The 22583-nt window shown below is 49.1% G+C and carries 19 protein-coding genes; 15 read left to right on the top strand and 4 right to left on the bottom strand.

The window, feature by feature from the left end; translation table 11 throughout:
- Positions 1–26 precede the first annotated feature (26 nt).
- The 5 genes from DXA87_RS04770 to DXA87_RS04750 all read left to right on the top strand — a co-directional run bounded on the left by DXA87_RS04770 (position 27) and on the right by DXA87_RS04750 (position 4931).
- Complete coding sequence (locus DXA87_RS04770; RefSeq protein WP_117503442.1) at positions 27–584, top strand: Holliday junction resolvase RecU; 558 nt, start codon at positions 27–29, stop codon at positions 582–584.
- Positions 581–1744 (top strand): FtsH protease activity modulator HflK, encoded by a 1164-nt coding sequence (gene hflK / locus DXA87_RS04765; protein ID WP_117503441.1) that lies wholly within the window; start codon positions 581–583, stop codon positions 1742–1744. The genes DXA87_RS04770 and hflK overlap by 4 nt, the downstream gene beginning before the upstream one ends.
- Positions 1745–2620, top strand: coding sequence for a protease modulator HflC (locus tag DXA87_RS04760; RefSeq protein WP_015554456.1), 876 nt, complete (start codon positions 1745–1747; stop codon positions 2618–2620). It begins immediately after the preceding gene.
- 164 nt (positions 2621–2784) lie between these two features.
- A complete protein-coding gene (gene pepT / locus DXA87_RS04755) occupies positions 2785–4026 on the top strand; it encodes a peptidase T (RefSeq protein WP_117503440.1) in 1242 nt (413 codons plus the stop codon).
- Positions 4027–4181: 155 nt separating this feature from the next.
- On the top strand, positions 4182–4931 hold the full coding sequence (locus DXA87_RS04750) for a YoaK family protein (protein ID WP_117503492.1): 750 nt from the start codon (positions 4182–4184) through the stop codon (positions 4929–4931).
- 315 nt (positions 4932–5246) lie between these two features.
- On the opposite strand, the gene DXA87_RS04745 is transcribed toward DXA87_RS04750, so the two are convergent.
- Entirely contained in the window at positions 5247–6134 is an 888-nt protein-coding gene (locus tag DXA87_RS04745) for a LysR family transcriptional regulator (RefSeq protein WP_158553020.1), read from the bottom strand.
- A gap of 177 nt (positions 6135–6311) precedes the next feature.
- Between DXA87_RS04745 and DXA87_RS04740 the strand changes: the two genes are divergently transcribed.
- From DXA87_RS04740 to DXA87_RS04715, 6 genes are all read left to right on the top strand, one after another.
- On the top strand, positions 6312–7706 hold the full coding sequence (locus tag DXA87_RS04740) for an AbgT family transporter (RefSeq protein WP_117503438.1): 1395 nt from the start codon (positions 6312–6314) through the stop codon (positions 7704–7706).
- 18 nt (positions 7707–7724) lie between these two features.
- On the top strand, positions 7725–9473 hold the full coding sequence (locus DXA87_RS04735) for a M28 family peptidase (protein ID WP_117503437.1): 1749 nt from the start codon (positions 7725–7727) through the stop codon (positions 9471–9473).
- Positions 9470–10654, top strand: a complete 1185-nt coding sequence (locus tag DXA87_RS04730) for a M20 family metallopeptidase (protein ID WP_117503436.1) — start codon at positions 9470–9472, stop codon at positions 10652–10654. The genes DXA87_RS04735 and DXA87_RS04730 overlap by 4 nt, the downstream gene beginning before the upstream one ends.
- 96 nt (positions 10655–10750) lie before the next feature.
- Positions 10751–12052, top strand: coding sequence for a citrate:proton symporter (locus tag DXA87_RS04725; protein WP_117503435.1), 1302 nt, complete (start codon positions 10751–10753; stop codon positions 12050–12052).
- A gap of 102 nt (positions 12053–12154) precedes the next feature.
- Positions 12155–12847, top strand: coding sequence for a response regulator transcription factor (locus DXA87_RS04720; RefSeq protein WP_117469574.1), 693 nt, complete (start codon positions 12155–12157; stop codon positions 12845–12847).
- Positions 12848–12856: 9 nt separating this feature from the next.
- Complete coding sequence (locus DXA87_RS04715) at positions 12857–15010, top strand: ATP-binding protein (protein WP_117503434.1); 2154 nt, start codon at positions 12857–12859, stop codon at positions 15008–15010.
- Positions 15011–15370: 360 nt separating this feature from the next.
- Here DXA87_RS04715 and DXA87_RS04710 read toward each other — a convergent pair whose 3' ends face one another.
- The 3 genes from DXA87_RS04710 to DXA87_RS04700 all read right to left on the bottom strand — a co-directional run bounded on the left by DXA87_RS04710 (position 15371) and on the right by DXA87_RS04700 (position 17908).
- Positions 15371–15895: a heme-binding protein gene (locus tag DXA87_RS04710; protein ID WP_242992145.1), complete on the bottom strand. Its 525-nt coding sequence runs from the start codon at positions 15893–15895 to the stop codon at positions 15371–15373.
- A gap of 115 nt (positions 15896–16010) precedes the next feature.
- Positions 16011–16556, bottom strand: coding sequence for a BMC domain-containing protein (locus tag DXA87_RS04705; RefSeq protein ID WP_117469576.1), 546 nt, complete (start codon positions 16554–16556; stop codon positions 16011–16013).
- Entirely contained in the window at positions 16553–17908 is a 1356-nt protein-coding gene (locus DXA87_RS04700; protein WP_117469577.1) for a 4Fe-4S dicluster domain-containing protein, read from the bottom strand. The genes DXA87_RS04705 and DXA87_RS04700 overlap by 4 nt, the downstream gene beginning before the upstream one ends.
- 351 nt (positions 17909–18259) lie before the next feature.
- Here DXA87_RS04700 and DXA87_RS04695 point away from each other — a divergent pair, with 351 nt between their 5' ends.
- The 4 genes from DXA87_RS04695 to DXA87_RS04680 all read left to right on the top strand — a co-directional run bounded on the left by DXA87_RS04695 (position 18260) and on the right by DXA87_RS04680 (position 22552).
- A complete protein-coding gene (locus DXA87_RS04695; RefSeq protein WP_117469578.1) occupies positions 18260–18640 on the top strand; it encodes a BMC domain-containing protein in 381 nt (126 codons plus the stop codon).
- Between the two features lie 49 nt (positions 18641–18689).
- Positions 18690–19160 (top strand): EutP/PduV family microcompartment system protein, encoded by a 471-nt coding sequence (gene eutP / locus DXA87_RS04690; protein WP_117469579.1) that lies wholly within the window; start codon positions 18690–18692, stop codon positions 19158–19160.
- Positions 19157–19732, top strand: coding sequence for a DJ-1/PfpI family protein (locus tag DXA87_RS04685; RefSeq protein WP_117469580.1), 576 nt, complete (start codon positions 19157–19159; stop codon positions 19730–19732). The genes eutP and DXA87_RS04685 overlap by 4 nt, the downstream gene beginning before the upstream one ends.
- A gap of 258 nt (positions 19733–19990) precedes the next feature.
- Positions 19991–22552, top strand: coding sequence for a glycyl radical protein (locus tag DXA87_RS04680; RefSeq protein WP_117469581.1), 2562 nt, complete (start codon positions 19991–19993; stop codon positions 22550–22552).
- The last annotated feature ends 31 nt before the right edge of the window (positions 22553–22583 follow it).

Genomic DNA, 22583 nt, shown 5'->3' with positions numbered 1-22583 from the left:
ATTTACATTGATGATAAGGAACAGCTATGGGAACATGGAAAACCAGGGGCCTTCGTGGTTCCACGTTGGAAGATCTGATCAACCGGACCAATGACAGCTACCGGGAAAAGAAGCTGGCCCTGATCCAGAAGATCCCGACCCCGATCACGCCCATCGAGATCGACAAAAAGAGCCGTCATATCACGCTGGCGTACTTCGATATGAAAAGTACGGTCGACTATATCGGCGCGGTTCAGGGGATTCCGGTCTGCTTTGACGCGAAGGAATGTGCGGTGAGTACGTTCCCACTTCAGAACATCCACCCGCACCAGATCGCATTTATGAAGGAATTTGAAGCCCAGGGCGGAGTTGCCTTCATTATCCTCTCCTTCACAGCGGAGAACGAGATCTATTATGTTCCTTTTGATGCGGTGAACCGTTTCTGGGAACGGATGGAAGAGGGCGGAAGAAAAAGCTTTACCTATGATGAAGTGGTGCCGGAAGCATACAGGATCCGGAGCCACCGGGACATGTATGTCCATTACCTGGAAGGGATCCAGCAGGATCTTGACCGGAAGGAAGAAAAAGGAGGAGACAGCGAATGATTGAAATGGTCATATGGCTCGTTGTGATTGCGGCGTTTGTGTTCCGTGCGTTAAAACAGAATGGGACACTGGACGAACTATTTGCGGGGGCAAAGAAGCGGAAAGAAAATAAGGCAGAGCGCGTGGTGTACGAACAGCCGGAGGAAGGCTCCGGGAAGAAGGAGAAGAAAAAGGGGCCGGGGATCCGGGTTCCGAAGCACACAGGTTTTGCGGTGACTGCGGTTGTGATCGTCCTCGCGGCGGCAGTGCTTTCCTTTGACAGCTTCTATACTCTTTCCGAGGAGGAGATGGCGGTGGTTACCACGTTCGGAAAACCGTCGGTGGAGGAGGCATCAGGTCTTCACTTTAAAATTCCGGTGATCCAGCGCGTGACTAAGGTTTCCAAAGCCATCACGGGTATGCAGATCGGCTACACGACGGACCCGGCCCGGGCGGACGGCGCCTCCATAGACAATCCGGTATCCATCGAGAACGAGAGCCTGATGATCACAAAGGATTTCAATCTCACAAACGTGGATTTCTATGTGGAATACATGGTCACAGATCCGGTTCAGGCGGTGCGCCACAGAAGTGTGTACGAGTCTATCATCAAGAACCTGGCTCAGAGCTACATCCGCGATACCGTCGGAGTTTATAATGTTGATGATGTGATCACTACCGGAAAGACTCAGATTCAGGAGCGGATCAAAGAGCAGCTCACAAATCGTCTTGTCGAGGAAAATATCGGATATGGAATCTACAACGTGTCGATTCAGGATACGGAAATGCCGAGAGATGATGTGGCGAATGCGTTCAAGGCGGTTGAGGATGCGAAACAGGGCATGGAGACGGCGATCAACTCCGCAAAGAAATATCAGTCTGAGAACATTCCGGAGGCGAAGGCAAAGGCCGATAAGCTTTTGCAGGATGCCGAGGCATACAAGGAACAGCGGATCAACGAGGCAAACGGTCAGGTGGCGCGTTTCGAGGACACATACGCGGAGTATGTGAAGTACCCGCTGATCACAAAAAAGCGTATGTTCTATGAGACTATGGAGGAAGTTCTTCCGGATCTCAAGGTCATCATCACCGGCGGAAACGGCACACAGACGCTGCTGCCGTTAGAACCATTTTCAGAGGCAGTTTCCGGCAGCGCAGCACAGACGGGAGGAGGGAACTAAATGAAAAAGACAGGAAAAAGAATCATAGGAATCGTTGTTCTTCTTCTGATCGTTGTTCTGCTTCAGGGAAGTATGGTGAGCACATACAATGACGAGTATAAGCTCATTCTCCAGTTCGGAAAAGTGGTCCGGGTGGTCGAGACGCCGGGTCTCAGCTTTAAGATCCCGTTTCTTCAGACAACACAGTCGATTCCTAATTATGAGATGATCTATGACCTTATTCCGAGTGAGGTTAATACAAGGGATAAAAAGGTGATGGTAACGGATTCCTTTGCATTGTGGAGTGTTACAGATCCGCTGGCATACCTTTCCAGACTCGGAGCGAACAAAGCAAATGCGGAAAGCCGAATTTCCGTCGTTGTATATAATGCTGTAAAAAATGTCATTTCCTCCACGGATCAGGCAGATGTGATCTCCGGCCGTGACGGAAAGCTGGCAGAGATGATCACAGAAAAGATCGGTTCTTCTCTGGACAGCTACGGAATCAAGGTAAAAAAGGTGGAGACGAAGCTTTTAGACCTCCCGGATTCCAACAAGGAGGCTGTTTACCAGCGTATGATCTCCGAACGGCAGAATATCGCTGCCGGATATATCGCAGACGGTGAGTACCAGTCCAATGTCATCAAGAACAGTACGGATAAAGAGGTCTCCATCATCATCTCCGAGGCGCAGGCCCAGGCGGAGAAGATCCGGGCGGAAGGCGAGGCAGAGTATATGAGGATCCTTTCCGGCGCGTACAATGACGAGGGAAAGGCCGATTACTATAATTATATCCGCAGTCTGGACGCGCTAAAGGCGAGTCTCAAGGGAGACAATAAGACGATCATTCTGGATGAAAATTCAGAGCTTGCGAAGATCCTCAGGGGAAACTATTAAGGAACGGCCAGGATAAAACCGCAACAGCGGAAAATTCCTGTGAAGCAGTAATGCTGTGGACCCGGAACGATCCGGACGAAGCAGGCTGCTGCGGGACATAACCGCGGTCAGTAAAAAAGGTCGTGGATGTCTGATAAATAATGATACGGTAAAGGAGAAGGGTTATGTCAAAAGTAGTTGATTATTTCCTCAAGTATGTAGCATTCGATACGCAGTCCGCAGAGGATGCGGGAACAGTTCCGAGTACGCAAAAACAGTTCGCTCTGGCGAAGCTTCTGTCCGAACAGTTAAAGAATATCGGGGTGAAGGATGTCTCCATGAGCGAGCACGGTTACGTGTACGGAACGATTCCGGCAAACGGGGATTATAACTGCCAGACTGTCGGCTTCCTTGCGCATATGGACACTTCACCGGATTGTCCGGATGAGAATGTCCGCCCGCAGCTCGTCAAACACTACGACGGAAAGGATATCACTTTAAATAAGGCGCTCGGAGTGAAGATGACAACAAAGATGTTCCCATTCTTAAAAAACTATGTGGGACAGGATCTGATCACCACCGACGGAACGACACTGTTAGGTGCAGATGACAAGGCGGGAATTGCCGAGATCATGACCATGGCAGAGACACTTCTGACACATCCGGAGATCCCGCACGGAACCATCAAGATCGCTTTCACACCGGACGAGGAAGTCGGACACGGCGTTGACTTCTTTGATGTTCCCGGCTGGGGCGCAGATGTGGCTTACACTGTTGACGGCGGCGCCTGGGGCGAGATGGAGTATGAGACCTTTAACGCGGCATCCATGAAAGTCACGATCCATGGAAGCAACATTCATCCGGGAAGCGCAAAGAACAAGATGAAAAACTCGATCCTGATCGGTCTGGAATTCCAGTCGATGCTGCCGGAGAACGAGAAGCCGCAGTATACTGAGAAGTACGAGGGATTTTTCCACTTAAACCACATCGGTGGAAATGTGGAGAATACAACTCTCCACTATATCGTCCGTGACCATGATATGACGCGGTTTGAGGAGAGGAAAGCGCTCGGAAAGAAGATCGGCGAGTTCCTGAACGCGAAGTACGGTGAGGGAACCGTCGAGGTGGAGATCGCAGATACCTACTACAATATGGCTGAGAAGATCCGTCCGCATATGTACCTGATGGATGTGGCTGCTGAGGCATTTAAGGAGCTTGGCATCGAGACTCCGGCGATCAATCCGGTCCGCGGAGGCACGGATGGATCAAGGCTTTCCTACATGGGACTTCCATGTCCGAACCTCTGTACCGGCGGACATAACTATCATGGAAAGTATGAGTTCATCTGCATTCAGTCCATGGAGAAGACAGTGGAGCTGCTTCTTAAGATCGCGGAAAAGTTTACGAAGGTTGAGAAGCAGGCATAAAATCCGGATCAGGATATGGCTGTTTAGAAAATGCGGGAGGCGCTGGATATCGCTTCCCGCTTTTTTGGATGTATGAACGCAATTTAGAACATGTCTTTATGTTGAAGGGGCAGAGCATTCATGATATAATCATGCGCAGAAAGGCGGTACAGATTATGATAAAAATGATTCAAAGACGTCTGGACGCGATCCTGCATTGGAATATTTCCTTTGTGGGCGGTTTCCTCGGCGGTTATGCAATCCTTTCCCATGTCGGAGTCTTCGGCTCTGCACAGACAGGAAACCTGATGGAGATGGCTTCGAACGTCCGATTTATGGAATGGGAGGAATTGGGACTTCGTCTTCTGGCGATGGTGATCTTCGCCTGCGGTGTGATCGCTTCCTATATGCTGACAAACTATACAAACTTACATATGCGGAAGCTGGCGATCTGGGTGGATGCGGCCGGTCTTGGACTTACGGCCCTGCTGCCGGATTGGTTCTCGCCGATTGCGGGTGTTTACCCGATCTTTTTCTGTTCAGCATTCCAGTGGGGTGTATATTCCGGCGCAGATGGTTTCAACAGCGCGACGGTCTTCATCACAAACAACTTCAAACAATCCGTCCTCGGCTGGACGCAGTATGCGTTGACAAAAGATAAAGAATTTAAGAGAAAAGCCGTGCTCTACAGCAACACGGTACTTATGTTCTTTCTCGGCGCCCTCCTTGGTGTCACCGGTGTAGCTGCCTTCGGCAACGCCCTCGGTGCCTGCGTAGGCTTTATTCCCCTTGCTGTCGCGCGGATCTTTATCAGCATCGGTGAACTTCCGATAGAAGATGAGACTCCGGAGGAGACAGAGGAGGAGGCAGAAGAGATGATGGAAGAGGCGAAGATTTTGGAGAAGGAAGAGAAGAAGAAAATTTAAAAATTGGATATTTGATGAACGGGAATGGGCAGTTGATTCAGGGATGGGTCGGCTGCCTGTTTTGTATATCGGGAAATGCCGAAAAATTTCCTGGTACACAAAAAGACACGAATGTGCGAATGATAGTAAACGGAATTTACTTTTGAAATTTTCACGTGAATCAAAAAATCCATACCCCCATTGCAATTCTCCGCTATTTTGCGTATACTTATAATATGAGTGGATAGATGCAGCCGCTATGTGTTGGGCATTTTGCCTGCCGTAGTTGAACGGGGCACTATCCACTCTTTTATGCTTATGAACAATCAATAGCCCTCACGCGGACTCCTGCAGCAGCCGGATCAGCTCCTCCATCGCCGGAAGTGTCTGTTTTCCTTTCAGCGTAACGATGGAGTAGCTGGTAGTATCAGCTGGATTTCCAATCCGGAAGCAGCGGACAGGCTTGGGATAGCGGAAATTTTTCATGTACTGGTAGAAGTTGAATGCGATTCCATAGCCTTCTGCTGCGAGCTGACAGGCAGATTCAAGATTTTCAAGGAGAAAGACCTGTCCCGGTTCAGCGTGATCATAAGCAATGGCAAGGTCTGTGTAGTGTCTGGAGGACTGCTCCGGCTTTTGCAGGATAAAACGTTCCCCGTTAAATTGTTTGAGATCGATCCTTGGACATGGATCTTTCCGGCTTTTCTTTGCCGCGCCCGCGCACAGTGGGTGATCGGCGGAGACAACAGCGACCATATAGTCCTCATAGAGAGGACAGTATTCCAGCAGCGGATGGCTGGAGGATTCATTGACGATGGCAAAATCAAGCTCTCCGGCAAGCAGATGCCGGATCATCTGCTCAGTAGATTCCTCGTATGGGACCAGCTTCACATCCGGATAGCGGGCGGAAAAAACAGGCAGTGCCTTCGCAAGAAGATAAAGTGTTCTTCTGGGATGGATTCCGAAACGGATCGTTCCCGAAGAGCCACCCATGTATTTTTGAAGCTCATTTTCATAATGGGCTTCTATTTTTATCATTTCTTTTGCATGTTCCAAATAGATCTTTCCGGCCTCGGTTGGGACAAACTGTTTCCCGATCCGGTCGAAAAATTTTGTCCCGGTGCGTTCTTCAAGATTTCCTAAAAATATGCTGAGTGCAGGCGGAGAGATGTGCAGGGCCTGGGCCGCATCCTTAATTCCCCTGTGTTTTTCAATTTCGAGCATATAGAGCTGTTCCCGCATATCCATGGCGTTTCGCTGGTCCTTTCCCTGAATAAATATTTGTAATCACGCATAAAAATAAATAATATTAAATAAAACAATAAAAATATTAAACTTGCTTTAATTTTATATCTTGATTATAGTCTAAGAAAGAAAACAAATCAAGGAAGGATTGAAAGTATGAAACCATTAAAAGAAAAAAAGCCTTTTCAGGCACCGCACACATTTGTGATCCTTGTAGCGCTGATCCTTCTGGCAGTCGCAGCCACTTATGTTGTGCCTGCCGGAGAGTATACCCGGTATACGGATGAGGCGACAAACAGAACCCTCGTGGAAGCGGGGAGCTTCCATTATGTCGAATCTCATCCGGTAAGCTTTTTAACCGTTCCGGCACTGATCTACAGGGCGATCGTAAAGGCGGCAAGCACAGTTACGTTTATCCTTATTATCGGCGGCTCTTTTGAGATCATCACATCCACAGGGATCCTCACAGTTCTCTGTAAGAAGATGGCGAAAGCCTTCCGCGGCCGCGAGTATTTTGTGATCCCTGCATTTCTGCTGTTATTTTCTGTTTTTGGAACAACGATGGGAATGTCTGCTGAGGTCATGATCTTTGTGCCGATCGGAATTGCCCTTGCGGCATCTCTGGGACTTGACAAAGTGACAGGTACCGCAATGATCGCTATGGGCGCCGCATCCGGATTTACAGCCGGAATCCTGAATCCCTTCAATGTCGGTGTTGCCCAGGATATTGCGGAGATCCCGATGTTTTCCGGTATGGGTTACCGTATTTTTATTCTCGGAGTTCTTCTGGTGATCGATACGGTCTACATTACCTGGTACGCAAAGCGCGTGAAAGCGGACCCGACAAAGAGCATCATTTACGGAGAGCCGGATGATCAGGAATTTGTTTTCGATGATACGGAAGAAGCGATGACCCTGACCCATGGCCTGACTCTGGCAGTGATCGTAGCAGGCTTTGCAGTTCTGATCTATGGACTCAGTAAACTCGGCTGGTACTTTGAGGAGATGTCTGCGATCTTCATCGCGATGGGTGTGCTCTGCGGTATCGTGAACCGCTATAGCCCAAACAAGATCGCCGCTACGTTCGGAAACGGAGCGAAGGGAATCGTTGTGGGAGCTTTGATCGTCGGTATTGCCCGCGGTGTTGAGCTTGCTTTATCTGACGCAATGATCCTTGACACCATCGTCCATGCGATCGCAAGTATCGTAAACATTCTTCCGCAGTCCTTAAAAGCCATCGGAATGTTCCTCGCACAGTCCCTTGTCAACTGTGTGATCACCTCCGGTACCGGACAGGCCGCAGTTACCATGCCGCTTATGGTACCGGTTGCGGATCTGATCGGTATCACGAGACAGACAGCCGTTCTTGCGTTCCAGCTCGGAGACGGATTTTCAAACTCTGTTCTTCCGACATCCTCTGCGCTGATGGGGTATCTCGTCGTTTCGAAGATCCCGTATGTAAAATGGTTAAAATTCATGATGCCGTTATTCCTGATCTGGACATTCTTCGGATGTCTGTTCATGCTGGGGGCACTCATGATCGGCTATTAAGACGGAGGAAAAGAGAAGATGCAGGATTTTGAAGTGAAGGAGCGTTTAAGAGAACATCTGGAGTACCTTTGTTCGTTCGACAAGCTTTCCGGTGAACCGGAGGCGTATCGCGCGGTCAGGTATATTCTTGATGTATTGGAAAAATCCGGGATCTCCTGCCATGAGGAGGATTTTCCGGCTTATCTGAGCAATCCGGTGAGCAGTGTCCTTATCGCGGATGGTGAGGAGTTCCCATGCCGTCCAAGATCTTTCTCGGAGAGCACAAAAGAAATGATCGAGGTTCCACTGATCTACGATCCCGGAACAAAAACAGAAGTCTCCCTTTCAGAGCAGAAACGGTTTATGGAAACGGTTGCCGGAAAGCTTGTCCTCGGGTATGGGTTTGATGAGCGTTACGCAAAATTGCTGGAGCAGCATGGTGCGGCCGGGTGGATCCAGATCTGGACCTCCGACGAGGATGCGGTCCATGAGGACACGGTAAGTCCTGTCTGGGGAACTCCGGATATGGACTCGTCTCTGTTCCAGTTACGGATGCCGGTGGTCGCCGTCTCAAAGCCCTGCGGGGAGAAACTGATCCGGAAGTTGAAAATATATGAGGCAGAAGGAAAACAGCTTTTTGCGCAGCTTTCCAGCGAGGTGGACACATGCGTAAAAAACGTCGCGCTGCCGATCGCCGAGATCCCCGGAAAGAGCAGGGATTTTGTCCTGCTCTCCGGTCACTATGATACCTGGTATCGTGGCGCTTTTGACAACTGCACGGCAAATGCGCTGGCTCTGGAGCTTGCTCGTTATATGAAAGAACATCAGGATGAGATGTTCTATTCCCTGCGGATCGCTTGGTGGCCGGGACATTCCAATGGGCGCTATATGGGATCCACCTGGTATTGTGATTACCACTGGGATGAGCTTGAGGAGCACTGCATCGCTCACCTGAATCTTGATCTTCTGGGATCAAAAGGAGCAGACCATACGCTTGCGATCCGGACAGCAGGGCTTGAGGGCGAGGAATGGCTGAAAGAGCAGGTGCGGAAGGTAGATCCGGCGGCGGAAATGATGTTTGGGCGTATCGGGCGGGGAGCGGACCAGTCGCTCTGGGGCGCAGAGATCCCATATCACATCAATCCCCGTTATGAGGCGAAAAAAGAACGAAAACACTCGGATGCTCCGGGTCCCGGCGTGTACTGGTGGCATACGATCGACGATACCTTTGACAAGATCGATCTTGACGGGCTTTTGCGGGATGGGAGAGTCGTGGGCGTTCTGCTGTATGAACTCCTCTCGAAGGAGAAGCTTCCTGCCGATTATCGCGGCTATGCAAAAACCTGGCTCCCATACTTTGAGACGTTAAAAAATTCAGAGGAGCATGAACAGGCGGCGGATGAGATCGAAACACTTCTAAAAGAGGTTCTTGATCGTTGTGAAACGCTTGAACATATATGGGGAACGGAGAAGATCGAAGAACATAACCGCCTTTGCCGTCTCGTCGGAGGAGTTTTCAGCCGTCTTATGCACTCCACAGGCTCCGCGTATGAACAGGATACTTCTTTTGCGTATGGTCCGCTTCAGCTTCTTAAAGCTTCCGCGAAGGCGCTCCCTGAAAACAGTCCCGCGGATTGGAGCCTGTTCTATCAGACAACATTCGTGAGACAGAGAAACCGGATGGTGACGGAGCTTAGAAAACTGCTGAAAGAGATCGATTTGGAATTCAGGAATGGATCGGATCGCTTTGGATCTTCACGAAATTGTGACAGGAGAATGGAGATATGAAAAAAGAAACAATAAAGCAGGCCGTTGCGCCTTACATGGCAGAGCTTACCCAAATGGCAGACAGGATTTATGATCTGGCTGAGCCGGGGCTTGAGGAAGTCCGCTCCAGTGCGATCCTTACAGATTATCTGGAGAAAAAGGGATTTCAGATCGAGCGTGGGATCGCGGGTCTTCCGACCGCCTTCCGTGCTGTCTATGAACAGGGAAAAGGAGGACCTTCTTTTGGATTCCTGGCAGAGTACGATGCACTGAAAGGGATCGGTCATGCCTGCGGTCATCACATGCAGGGACCGTCTGTGATCGGAGCTGCTCTGGCACTTCGGGATCTCTGTAAGGATCAGCCCTATAAGATCGTGATCTATGGGACACCGGCGGAGGAGACAGTCGGCGGAAAGATCATTATGAAGGAGAAAGGATGCTTTCAGGATATTGATCTTGCGCTCATGATGCATGCAGCTCCCAATACCTGCGTCGATGTCCGCTGTATGGCCCTTGAGTGCTTTTACGTTACCTTCCATGGGGTAGAGGCCCATGCCGCCATGAGCCCGCACAAAGGGAAGAGCGCCTTTGATGCCGCGCTTCTTTCCTTTCAGGGGATCGAGTTTATGAGGGAACATGTTCTTGAGGATTCCAGAATGCATTATACGGTCCTTGATGCCGGCGGTCCATCGAACATCGTTCCGGGAACGGCAAAGGCAGAGTATACACTTCGCTCTTATAGTACGGATTACTTAGAGAAGGTCATCGTTCCGAGATTTCAGGACATTATAAAGGGGGCATGCCTGATGACGGGAACGACCTGTGAGATAGAGAGAAGCTACCCGTTTCAGGCAAAGATCCCGTGCCTGACCCTGAATGATCTGATCATGGAAAATGCAAGAAAATTCGAGGCACCACAGCTCGCCGGACCGCGTGAAAAGACGGGATCCACGGACTTTGGAAATGTTATGTATGATGTGCCCGGATGCTGCATCCGCACAGCGTTTGTGCCAGAGGGTACCGCGGCGCATTCGCAGGAATATCTCGATGCGGGAAAGACGGAGCGGGCTCATGAAGCGATCCGGTCCGGTTCGGAGATCCTTGCGGGAACATGCATCGACATGATTGAAAGACCAGAGCTTTTGGAACAGATCAAAGAGGAGTTTCAGAAGCGGAAACAGGAAGAAACCGCAAAAATATGACAAAATTGTCATTTTCCAGTCATGAACAATTAAACTGCTGTCTGTAAAATATGAAACTGTAAGGAATTTAACAAATATCCAGAAAGGAAGATGATTATGACAGCAGCTATTGGTTTTCTGATGATCATTGCGATCGTAGCACTGCTCTTAAAGGGCAAAATGTCTCCGATCGTGGTACTTGCGGTGATTCCGGTCATTGCAGCCCTGATCCTTGGCTTCTCCCCGGTAGAGGTCATGGACTTCATTGCGGATGGAATCAAAACCACCACAAGCAATGGTATCTTATTTATCTTTTCAGTAATTTATTTTGGTGTTCTGGCAGACACCGGACTCTTTGATGTTATCGTAGGCTGGCTGGTAAAAAAAGCCGGAAACAATGTGATCGCGGTCACTGTAGTTACAGCGCTGATCGCAACGATCGCTCATCTGGACGGTACTACGGCTGTCACCGTTCTCATTACGATCCCGGCGATGTATCCGGTATATAAGAAGATGAACATTGACTCCCGTATCCTTCTCTGCCTGACAGGTGCCTGCATGGGCGTTATGAACCTGCTTCCGTGGGGCGGTCCGACAGCGAGAGCGGCTACGGTACTCGCTATGGATGCCACTGAGTTATGGCACATGCTGATCCCGCTTCAGGTTGTCGGCCTGATGATGAACATCGTTCTTGCTGTACTTCTCGGCATGTTTGCGATCAGGCATGGTGCCGGCGCTGGAAAAGGCGTAGAGGTGGAGTCTGACGAGAAAGAGAAGAAAGAGGCGGCTGATTTAAGAAAATCCAACGCGTACCTGATCTTCAACTTCTTACTTACAGTAGGTGTGATTGCCCTGTTATCCACAGGTATCGGTAAATCCTATGTAATCTTCATGCTTGGTCTTTGCATCCTTCTGGCTGTCAACTACCCGAACCAGAAGCTTCAGGACAAGCTGATCAAGAAGCATGCTCCGGCAGCCCTGATCATTTCCGCAACACTGTTTGCCGCAGGTGCTATGGTAGGTGTCTTCGACGGAACCGGTATGCTGGAAGCAATGGCAAATGCGATCATGGCGATCATTCCGGCAGCTCTTGGAAAGTACGTTCACATCATCTTTGGTATTCTTGCGCTTCCGCTTGGTCTCTGTGTTGGAACAGACGCATACTTCTATGGCATCATGCCATTAGTTATGCAGGTAGGCGAAACCTATGGCGTGGCTTCCCTGAATACTGCCCTGACCATGCTGATCGGTAAGAACCTTGCGTTAATGGTAAGCCCGTTAGTACCGGCAACATACCTTGCGATCGGTCTGACCGGAACAGAGCTGAAAGATCATATGAAATTCAGCATTCCGCCGTACTACATTATCAGCCTTATCATGCTGGTATTCGGTGTGATTCTTGGCGTTGTTGCCATCTAAATGATACATAACGAATGAAAATCCTGTTCTGCAGTACGGATCTTGTACCGCAGAACAGGATTTTTTGCTATAATGAAAGAAAAATGATGCAGGAGAAAGTTTATGAATACAGAAAAAATCCTACTGGTGGACGATGAGCGCGCGATCCGGCTGGCTGTGCGGACCGCCCTGACCCGTGAAGGAATGCAGGTGACGGAGGCAGCCGATGGAAGTGAGGCTCTGGAGCTTTTAAAGAAACAACAGTTCCATCTGGTGATCCTGGACGTAATGATGGAACATGTGGGTGGTTATGATGTGCTGCAGGCAATGCGCGCCGCTGGAGACCACACGCCGGTCATGATGCTGTCGGGAAAATCCGATGAGATGGATCAGGTGCTGGGGCTCGGCTTTGGCGCGGACAGTTATCTGACAAAGCCGTTTCATACTGCGATCCTGATCCAGACAGCAAAGGCGCTGATCCGCAGAAGTCAGATCTACAGCCAGGGAGCATCCGGAGACACCGGGATCCGTAAGGGTCCGTTTACGGTAGATACCTTAAAGATGGAGTGCCTGAAAAACGGTGAGCCGTTAAATTTTACTGCCAGAGAGATGACCCTGTTCCGATTCTTGATGGAGCATCCGGGACAGGTGTTTACGAAGGAACAGCTTTATACCCAGGTATGGAATGAGGCGGTGGTGGATGACAATACCATCACCGTCTATGTGAAACGGATCCGGAACAAGATCGAGGATGACCCGAAGCAGCCCCGGTATCTGAAGACGGTACGTGGAATCGGATATATGCTGAATGTGTAGGAATAAAAAATGGAAGAATTTTTAAATAAAAGGAAATCAAGACTGGTGGCGGTCAGTCTGTTGATCATTTTATCAGTGGTTGTGATATTTGCAGGTTCCCGGCTTTACAGTCAATACCGGGAGCAGGTGATCCGGACGGAGGAAAGTCAGCTTTTAACCATGGCGGGAATCGTCGGAAATAACCTCAATTCCTACATGGAACAGCAGCTTGAGGAGATTGACCTGTTTTATTCCCAGGAAGGAATGCCGGAAAATGTCTGGGCGGAGTATGGCGGAATCAATGCGAGGACAGCTTACTTTTTAAAGGAAAATGTAGGGGTCTATAACTGGATTACTGTAACGGAACCGGATGGAACAAAATTCCGGTATGAACCGGGGAAAAAGACGTTTCGGGAATCTGCGGACGGAGAAGTGAAAGCAGTGGCTTCGCAGGACGGAAATCATCCTGCAGAGATCACGGGAAAGGAAATATCGGATCAGACGGGATGGTATGAGCTTTATATTGAGAAGAATGTCCCTGTCGGATCTGAGGTCTATATGCTCACATTTGCCATGGACCTTGGAGCGCTGTATGAGAAGATCGTCGCGCCGGTAAAGATCGGAGAAGCCGGATATTCCAGCGTCAAAGACCAGAATATGAACATCATCATGCACCATGTAAAGAACCAGATCGGTCTTGAAGCGGTGGATGGACGTATTGAGAGGTATCCATATCTTGACATGAGCAGCCTGAATGCCTGGATCATGAGGCAGGAAAATGAGAACTCCGGAACCGGTGTGATCGATACATATGTATGGGATGATCCTGAATTAAAAAGAGTCCGCCGCGTCGTTGCGTTTCAGGCGATCTCGATTCAGGGAGAACGCTGGATCGTCAATTCCACACTGCCGGTCCATGAACTTTCGGGACCGCTTGAGAGCATGATGACCATGCTGATCGGCGTGATGATCCTGTACATGCTGATCCTTGCGGTGATCATGGTATTTTTCCTGAGAAACCGTTTTCTGGCGGAATCCCAGCAAAAGGAGATCACGTATCTAAAAGAGATCAATCATGGAATGGAGATGCTGGTCCAGAAAAACAACGAGATCCGACATTACCAACGGATCCAGTCGCTGGGAATGATGGCGAGCCACATTGCACATGAATTCAACAATTATCTGACACCGGTGCTGATCTATGCGGAGCTTCTTGAGAATGATGAATCCATCTCTTCCGAAAATCAGGAGATGATCCATGAGATCACAAAGTCGGTGGATCAGGCATCGAATCTGTCAAAAGAACTGCTCGCCTTTTCCAGACAGGATACCGGTGTGCGGCTGGAACCACTGAACTTTACGGAAGAAGTCAGGAATGCGGTATCCATCGTGCGACAGCTTGCCCCGGCGGCGATCACGTTGAAAACAGAGATCGCGGAGGAACCGCTATATGTGTTAGGACGCAGACGGATGGCGGAGCACATTTTGATGAATCTCTGCAAAAACGCGTTTCAGGCCATGGAAAAGACCGAGAGAAAGGAGTTGTGGATCCGGTTGGCGGCAAAAGGGAACGATTCGATCCGCCTGCAGGTATCTGATACCGGCTGCGGAATCGGAGATGATGCCATGCAGAAGATCTTTGAACCGTTCTACACAACAAAAGGATCGAGACAGGGTACAGGACTCGGTCTTTCGGTGGTTCGGAATATGGTGACATCGGTGGGTGGAACGATCCGTGTGGAGAGTAAGTCGGGCGAGGGAACCACATTTATCCTGGAGATCCCGCAGAACAGCACAGAGGTAGAAGATGATGGCCGGAAACGGTTGAAGCATGTCCAAAAGATCGCGATTGTCTCCAGCGAAGAGTCCGCAAAGACATGGAAAGCAGCGGTATCACACAGTCAGAAGACGGTAGATCTGTACGCACACCCGGCGGCCCTTATTGACCGGGTCCAGAAAGATCCGTCAGCCTATGATCTTCTGATCGCGGAGTACACACTGCCGACCATGAACGGAATCGAACTGTGTGAGGTGGTCCGCCGCATCAATCCGGAGATCCGTCTGATCCTGATCGCGGAACAGGGTGGAGCCGATTTCGAATGGTACCTGAACAACGGCATGATCGACCGGTTTATGCTGAAAGATGAGTTTGCGGAGGAATTTGCGGAGATGTTTGAAGGGTAAACAGAGAAGAATCCATTGTGGAAAACGGGAGCGGCAGGACCTGACTCCGTTGCAGGAAGTATCCCACCTCAATGAAAAAGGAAGCAATCGAAAAGGCAACCGCAGACCTCAACCCTATTCTCATCTCGCAGATCGACTTCACATTCAAAGATGATGAAGAAACACTTAAGAAGCTTTATGGTTTGATGTAAAAGATTATCCCGACTTTTTTGAGATATTTTCACAGAAAAACGGTGTATTCCGCCAGAATTCCTGATAATCACAAAGCCGGGATAAGTGGTGTAAGAGGACGGGAGCTAATCACTCCCGTCCTACTCGATTTTCTGTCAGCTTTCACTGATTAGAACCATTCATGGGGTCTCACATATGTTCATCTTGATATGCCTGAGTCATTGCTTCCGCAACGGCTGTATCCTGTTCAACGGTGCCGCCGGATACGCCGATGGCTCCGATGCAGCACGTTCCTGAGAATAAAGGAATGCCGCCGCCAAAGAGACAAAATTGACCTGGGTGGGTATTTTGGAGACCATACAGAGGTTGTCCGGGCAAAACGGAGGCAGCGGATTCTCCTGTAGGAGACCGGAGAGCCAAAGCGGTAAAGGCCTTTGCCTGAGCGATGGAAAGACTTGCAAGAAGAGCTCCGTCCATCCGGTGCAGGGCAGTCAGATTTCCTCCCTCATCCACTACGGCGAGTACCATGGGAACGCCGATATGGATTGCTTTTTGCTCTCCGGCTAAAATGAGATGCTTCGCCTGCTCCAGGCACATTCGTTCTTTTCCGGCTGCTTTCAGTATAGCTTTTGCAAACAGCTTCAGATCTGTGTTGCTGTCAGATATGCCAGGAATCCTATTTTCAAATCTACATTGCTTATCAGAATCATTCAAATCAAACACCTCCTGTCGATTTCAAAGATTGTGTGTAACGGTTTCGTACCTTACGATTGCGTTACAAACTTGTCACGGTTAGAGTCGATCCCCGACTAAGAGAAAGAACTTATGATTACAGCAGATGTCTGTATAATTCAGGATCCGGATGGGCAATGACAACACTGTCTAAGACCATACCGGTGCCTTCTGCCGATTTTATTCCGGCATCCACGGAGGCGGTGACAGCGGATACATCACCGGTCATGGTGACAAAGGACTTGCCCCCGATACCGGTTCCGAGCCGGATTTCCAGAAGATCCACATCCGCAGCCTTCGCTGCAGCATCGGCAGCCAGAATGGCAGCTGTGACAGAGAAAAACTCCATAACCCCTAATGCACGAAGCCGCTCCGGGGCAGAAGACATATTGATGGCTTCAACGACCTGCGGATGGATCCTAGGCAGGATAAGGCGGTCGATCACATTTGAGGACGAAGCAGCCTGACCTGCGTCAAGAGCCGCTTCTACGGAAGAGACTTCGCCGGTAATTAAGATCTGGTACTTTCCCGGACAGCTGGGACGGGCGGCGATCAGAGCAATGTCTGCTGCCTTGATCATTTCATCGGCAGCGAGAATTCCTTTCGAGATACTGTTTAATTCAAGAAAACCTATGGTAATCATTGTCCGCCTCCTTTTTTAATTACGACAAAGCGATCCGTTACTTCTGTAACGATTCCTTCGATGCTTGCATGGATCCGTGCGCCTAAGCTGTTTTCAGGCATCTGACCGACAAGCGCTCCTTCGGATATGGTCTGACCGGCAACAACAACAGGAACGCATGGCGCTCCGATGTGCTGTGACAGTGGGATAGATACCTGCTCAGGCTGAAGCTCGAGGCATTCTGTGATCTTATAGTCATAGTAAGCATCCACGCCGAGCCTTGTAGCGATCCGGTGGGAAGAAACGCGGCGGTATTCCCGCTCCGGAAGCTGCTGCAGTGGTTCGGTCGGCTTCTGGTAACGGAAGCCCTGTTTGCGGAGAAGCCCTTTCATGTAGAGATTGACCTGGCGCGGATAGATTCCCATCGGACAGGCATAATTTTCACATAAACCACATTCGCTGCAGATCATAGCCTGCTGCACATCCTTATCGGAAAGAAGTGTTTCCGGATCCTCACAGAAGGCCAGTTTCCGCATGATCATGTGAGGCTTTAACGGATGTCCGGTGAGATAACGCGGACACATCTGGGTACAGTAGGAACACTGGATACAGCTGGTTTTAGCAAGTTTTAATGAGAGTGCAACCGGAACAGATTTTTTATGAATCAGCTCTGTGTCCTCCGGAAGCACCACAAATCCGGAGGTGGTTTTTGTAACGACCAGATTTTTCGCTTCTTCTTTTGTATAAAGCTTACCCATCATAGGACCGCCGACCAGTACATGGTAATCCTCAAGGGATGTACCGCCTGCCATGGCAAGGCAATCGGCAAAGGATGCGCCGAGCGGAGCATGAACAATGACCGGATTTGCCACGGCGCCTGTCATGGTCAGGTATTTGCGGGTAAAGATCTGATCCCGGGAAGCCTGATAGATGGAATACATGGTAGCAGTATTGGAAATTACACATCCAACATCCAGAGGAATACCGGATGGAGGAACGGTTCTTCCTGTTACATCGCATACCATGATCTGCTCATCACCTGCCGGGTAGAAGTTTTTCATCCGGAAGAGCTTAACCGGGGAAGCAGTCTTCTTGATCGCTTCCGTAAGTGCGTTGATTTCTTCATCGTAAGTCTCCTTTAATGCGATGTAGATGTGGGCAGCGCCGGTCATAGCACCGGTCATGGCTGCAGCGGTCACGATCTCTTCCGCCTTATTTACCATAAGCCAACGGTCGGTGCGCAGCAGAGGCTCACATTCTGCAGCATTGACGATCAGGTATTCAACTTTACAGTTCAGCTTTTTGTGGGTGGGGAAGCCTGCTCCTCCACAGCCGACAATTCCGGCAGCTTCAATCTGCTTTAGAAGTGTCATGGGAAAACCTCCTTGCTGACCGCCATGTAAAAGACAACGGGAGGGCGGTCTGATATAAGTTTATTATACGGGGCTGCAGACCCTTGCGCAATTTACAGGGAAAACGAAAAAAAGGTAAAATTGAAATATAAGGATAAACAGAATAGTGAGCTGGAAAGTCTTAAAAATACATAAAATAGGTTTGATTCCTGTAAAAAAGGTGCCAGAGACCCATGATAGAATAAATAGAGTATACAGGAAGGACTTATATAGAACGTACGTGGGACGTATGCAGGACCTGATAAGTGATTCCGCGGATCGAAGTGAAAATGTTCTTAACAGAGAATATAAGGAGAGGAGGAGAGGCTTTATATGGAGATCAAGGAATGGAACGGAAGCCAGAATGATCTGATGCGGATCATCCAGGAATCCGTTCCCGGCAAGCAGATCACAATGGCTCATATTATTTCCAGTCCGGATCCGGTGATCTATAAAAAGCTTGGACTGGACCCGAGGATTGATTACAAAAAGGCAGCGATCGGTGTTCTGACCCAGACACCCAGCGAGACAGCCATTATCACCGCAGATCTGGCCCTTAAGGCTGCAGCGATCGAGATCGGTTTTATTGACCGTTTCAGCGGAACGCTGATCATCACAGGGACGATTTCAGATGTGGCGATCGCATTTGAAAAAATTTTGGAGTACACAAAACGGGAACTTGGATTTACAGTCTGCCCGATCACGAAGGCATAAAACGCCTTAGGTGTGTACAGGAAATATCCCTGCCTGCGGAGGTGGAAACGTGAAAAAAATTATGCTGGTAGGGAGAAGCGGAGCCGGAAAGACGACGCTTACCCAGGCGATGAAGGGGAAAAAGATTACTTATCATAAAACCCAGTACATCAACAATTATGATGTGATTATTGACACACCGGGGGAGTATGCGGAGAACAAAACTTTAGCCAGGGCCCTGGTGATCTACTCCTATGAAGCGGATGTGGTAGGGCTTTTGATGAGTGCGGTGGAGGACTACTCTCTTTACAGCCCCAATATCGTCTCTTTAGCGACCCGCGACGTGATAGGAATCGTCACTCAGATAGACCGGGAAGATGCGCGGGTTGATTTGGCAACCATGTGGCTGGAACTTGCAGGGTGCAAGAAGATCTTCTATGTCAATTCCATTGATGGAGAAGGCGTAGGAGATATTCTTGACTATCTGAGAGAGGATGGGGATGTGCTTCCATGGGAGAAAGGAGGAGATGAGACACAGTGAAAAAGGTACTGATGATTGCTGGGGATTTCACAGAGGATTATGAGGTCATGGTCCCCTATCAGGCTCTTTTGATGGCAGGGGTTGCTGTGGATGTTGTATGCCCGGAAAAGGAAAAAGGGGATAACATAAAAACGGCGATCCACGATTTTGAAGGAGATCAGACTTATACAGAAAAGCCGGGACATAAGTTTACACTGAATGCGTCCTTTGCGTATCTGCGTCTGGAAGAGTATGACGGGCTGTTTCTGACAGGCGGCAGAGCACCGGAATATCTGCGGCTTGATGGCCGCGTGTTAGATATCACACGTTATTTTATGGAGCTTCAAAAGCCGGTGGCGGCGATCTGTCACGGCGTCCAGATATTGACTGCAGCCGGTGTGGTAAAGGGAAAGACATTAACTGCTTATCCGGCAGTAAAACCGGAGGTGGAGATGGCCGGAGGAATCTATGTGGAGAAAGAGCCGTGGGAGGCTGTGACAGATGGAAATCTTACGACATCTCCTGCTTGGCCGGGAAATCCGGAGATCCTTAAGAGCTTCTTAGTGCTTCTGGGAGTACGGATTTTCTCATAGGATGCCTGCAGCCGGTTGAAATTAATTCGCCATAAAAAGGCCTGTCTGCACGGATATAAGTGAGAGCGGTATGTGACTTTGCGGCATGGCTGAATAGTTATAAATAGTAATAAAAAAATACACGGATGTCTGAATTTTACATAGAAACGGTTTTATATGTATTCGTGCATTTTATCTGTTTTATCGTATGATAAGGATATGAGCGTCAGAGATTTAACAAAATCTCAAACTATACAATAAATTTTAAGGAGGATACTTATGATTTCAAGAGGTTTTTCAGAGCCGACCGACAGAGTCAAGAGACTTAAAAAAGCGATTGTGGATGCGATTCCGTATGTAGAGTCCGAGAGAGCAGTTCTGGTAACGGAGTCTTACAAAGAGACCGAAGGTCTGTCCCCGATCATGCGCCGTGCGAAAGCTGCAGAGAAGATCTTTAACAATCTTCCTATTACGATCCACGAGGACGAGCTGATCGTCGGAGCAATCACCAAGAACCTTCGTTCTACAGAAATCTGCCCGGAGTTTTCCTATGACTGGGTTGAAAAAGAGTTCGATACCATGGGAACCAGAATGGCTGACCCGTTCCAGATTCCGAAGGATACCGCCAATGAGTTAAGAGAAGCTTTCAAATATTGGGAAGGCAAAACCACCAGCGCACTGGCAGATTCCTATATGTCTCAGGAGACCAAGGACTGTATCGCAAATGGCGTATTCACAGTAGGAAACTACTTCTACGGCGGCGTTGGTCATGTTTGTGTTGATTACGGCAAAGTATTAAAGATCGGTTTTACCGGAATCATCAAACAGGCTATCGACGCTATGAATCAGATGGATCTGATGGATCCGGAGTATATTAAGAAGAAAAACTTCTACGAAGCAATTGTGATCACCTACAGCGCAGCTATCAACTTTGCTCATCGTTATGCAGCAAAGGCAAGAGAGATGGCAGCCGGCTGTCCGGATCCGGTAAGAAAAGCAGAGCTGCTTCAGATCGCAGCTAACTGTGACCGTGTTCCGGAAAGAGGAGCAACCAACTTCTACGAGGCTTGCCAGGCATTCTGGTTCGTACAGATTCTTCTTCAGATTGAGGCAAACGGCCACTCCATTTCCCCGGGACGTTTTGACCAGTATATGTATCCGTACCTGGCTATGGATAAATCTATTTCCAAAGAGTTCGCTCAGGAACTGGTAGATTGTATCTGGGTTAAATTGAACGACGTTAACAAGACACGAGATGAAATCTCCGCTCAGGCATTCGCTGGATACGCAGTATTCCAGAACCTCATCGTAGGTGGTCAAACCGAAGACGGACTTGACGCTACCAACGAAGTTTCCTATATGTGTATGGAGGCAGTTGCTCACGTTAAACTTCCGGCACCGTCCTTCTCCATCCGTGTTCATCAGAATACACCGGACGAGTTCTTATACAGAGCTTGCGAGGTTACACGTTTAGGACTTGGTGTTCCGGCTATGTACAATGACGAAGTTATCATTCCGGCACTCTGCAACAGAGGCGTTTCCCTGGCAGATGCAAGAAGTTACTGTATCATTGGTTGTGTAGAGCCGCAGTGCCCGCATAAGACAGAGGGATGGCATGACGCAGCATTCTTCAACATTGCTAAGGTTCTTGAGATCACACTGAACAATGGTAAAGTCGGCGACAAGCAGTTAGGACCGCAGACCGGTGATATGACTTCCTTCCACAGCGTAGATGATATCTTTGCAGCTTACAAGAAGCAGATGGAATACTTCGTATACCACCTGGCAGAGGCTGACAACTGTGTAGACTTTGCTCATGCTGAGAGAGCTCCGCTTCCGTTCCTTTCCGCTCTGGTTGATGACTGTATCGGAAGAGGTAAGAGTGTTCAGGAAGGCGGCGCTATCTATAACTTCACAGGTCCGCAGGCATTTGGTGTTGCTGACTCCGGTGACTCCATCTGCGCAATTAAGAAACATGTATTTGAGAATAAAGAAGTTACCATGGAGCAGTTAAAAGAAGCTCTGGCTAACAACTTTGGTTACAGCTGCACAGCAGGCGCTCCGGCAGCAGCTCCGGCTGATGATGAAGCGAAGATCTACGAAGCAGTGAAGAGAATCTTAAGCAACAACGGTTCTATCAACATTGCAGAGCTTCAGGCACAGTTAAGCACAGGCACCTGCGGATGGGAGAGCGGAAGACCGAATTACACAGCAGGAAATCCGGCGCCGTCCAATGAGCAGTTCGCTAAGATCAAGAGAATTATGGAGAACACTCCGTGGTTCGGTAATGATGATGACGAAGTAGATATGCTGGCTAGAAAATGTGGTCAGATCTACTCCTACGAGGTTGAGAAATATAAGAACCCGAGAGGCGGTCAGTTCCAGGCAGGATGCTATCCGGTATCTGCAAACGTATTATTCGGTAAAGATGTATTAGCACTTCCGGATGGACGTTTAGCTCATGCTCCGTTAGCAGACGGCGTTTCCCCGAGACAGGGTAAAGATACCAATGGTCCTACTGCAGCAGCTATGTCCGTTGCAAAGCTTGACCATGAGAACTACTCCAACGGTACTCTTTACAATCAGAAGTTCCTTCCGTCCGCACTGGCAGGCGATGAGGGCTTAAAGAGATTCGCAGCGGTGGTTCGTACCTACTTTGATCACAAAGGAATGCACGTACAGTTCAACGTTATCGATAAAGAGACCCTTCTGGAAGCTCAGAGACATCCGGAAGAGCACAAGGATCTGGTTGTTCGTGTAGCAGGCTATAGTGCACAGTTCACCGTACTTGCAAAGGAAGTTCAGGACGATATCATCAGCCGTACCGAGCAGTCCTTCTAAATTAACCTGTTGTGCTAGATAAAATAATATA

The sequence above is a fragment of the Desulfotomaculum sp. OF05-3 genome, assembly GCF_003435535.1.
GTDB classification, from domain to species: Bacteria; Bacillota; Clostridia; order Lachnospirales; family Lachnospiraceae; genus Pilosibacter; species Pilosibacter fragilis.
This window is presented reverse-complemented; position numbering and strand designations above follow the sequence as displayed.

What these genes read in the sequence shown, in the direction of transcription:
- DXA87_RS04770 (WP_117503442.1), top strand. Translation starts at nt 27, where the DNA reads ATGGGAACATGGAAAACCAGGGGCCTTCGTGGTTCCACGTTGGAAGAT.
- hflK (WP_117503441.1), top strand. Translation starts at nt 581, where the DNA reads ATGATTGAAATGGTCATATGGCTCGTTGTGATTGCGGCGTTTGTGTTC.
- DXA87_RS04760 (WP_015554456.1), top strand. Translation starts at nt 1,745, where the DNA reads ATGAAAAAGACAGGAAAAAGAATCATAGGAATCGTTGTTCTTCTTCTG.
- pepT (WP_117503440.1), top strand. Translation starts at nt 2,785, where the DNA reads ATGTCAAAAGTAGTTGATTATTTCCTCAAGTATGTAGCATTCGATACG.
- DXA87_RS04750 (WP_117503492.1), top strand. Translation starts at nt 4,182, where the DNA reads ATGATAAAAATGATTCAAAGACGTCTGGACGCGATCCTGCATTGGAAT.
- DXA87_RS04745 (WP_158553020.1), bottom strand. Translation starts at nt 6,134, where the DNA reads ATGCTCGAAATTGAAAAACACAGGGGAATTAAGGATGCGGCCCAGGCC.
- DXA87_RS04740 (WP_117503438.1), top strand. Translation starts at nt 6,312, where the DNA reads ATGAAACCATTAAAAGAAAAAAAGCCTTTTCAGGCACCGCACACATTT.
- DXA87_RS04735 (WP_117503437.1), top strand. Translation starts at nt 7,725, where the DNA reads ATGCAGGATTTTGAAGTGAAGGAGCGTTTAAGAGAACATCTGGAGTAC.
- DXA87_RS04730 (WP_117503436.1), top strand. Translation starts at nt 9,470, where the DNA reads ATGAAAAAAGAAACAATAAAGCAGGCCGTTGCGCCTTACATGGCAGAG.
- DXA87_RS04725 (WP_117503435.1), top strand. Translation starts at nt 10,751, where the DNA reads ATGACAGCAGCTATTGGTTTTCTGATGATCATTGCGATCGTAGCACTG.
- DXA87_RS04720 (WP_117469574.1), top strand. Translation starts at nt 12,155, where the DNA reads ATGAATACAGAAAAAATCCTACTGGTGGACGATGAGCGCGCGATCCGG.
- DXA87_RS04715 (WP_117503434.1), top strand. Translation starts at nt 12,857, where the DNA reads ATGGAAGAATTTTTAAATAAAAGGAAATCAAGACTGGTGGCGGTCAGT.
- DXA87_RS04705 (WP_117469576.1), bottom strand. Translation starts at nt 16,556, where the DNA reads ATGATTACCATAGGTTTTCTTGAATTAAACAGTATCTCGAAAGGAATT.
- DXA87_RS04700 (WP_117469577.1), bottom strand. Translation starts at nt 17,908, where the DNA reads ATGACACTTCTAAAGCAGATTGAAGCTGCCGGAATTGTCGGCTGTGGA.
- DXA87_RS04695 (WP_117469578.1), top strand. Translation starts at nt 18,260, where the DNA reads ATGGAGATCAAGGAATGGAACGGAAGCCAGAATGATCTGATGCGGATC.
- DXA87_RS04680 (WP_117469581.1), top strand. Translation starts at nt 19,991, where the DNA reads ATGATTTCAAGAGGTTTTTCAGAGCCGACCGACAGAGTCAAGAGACTT.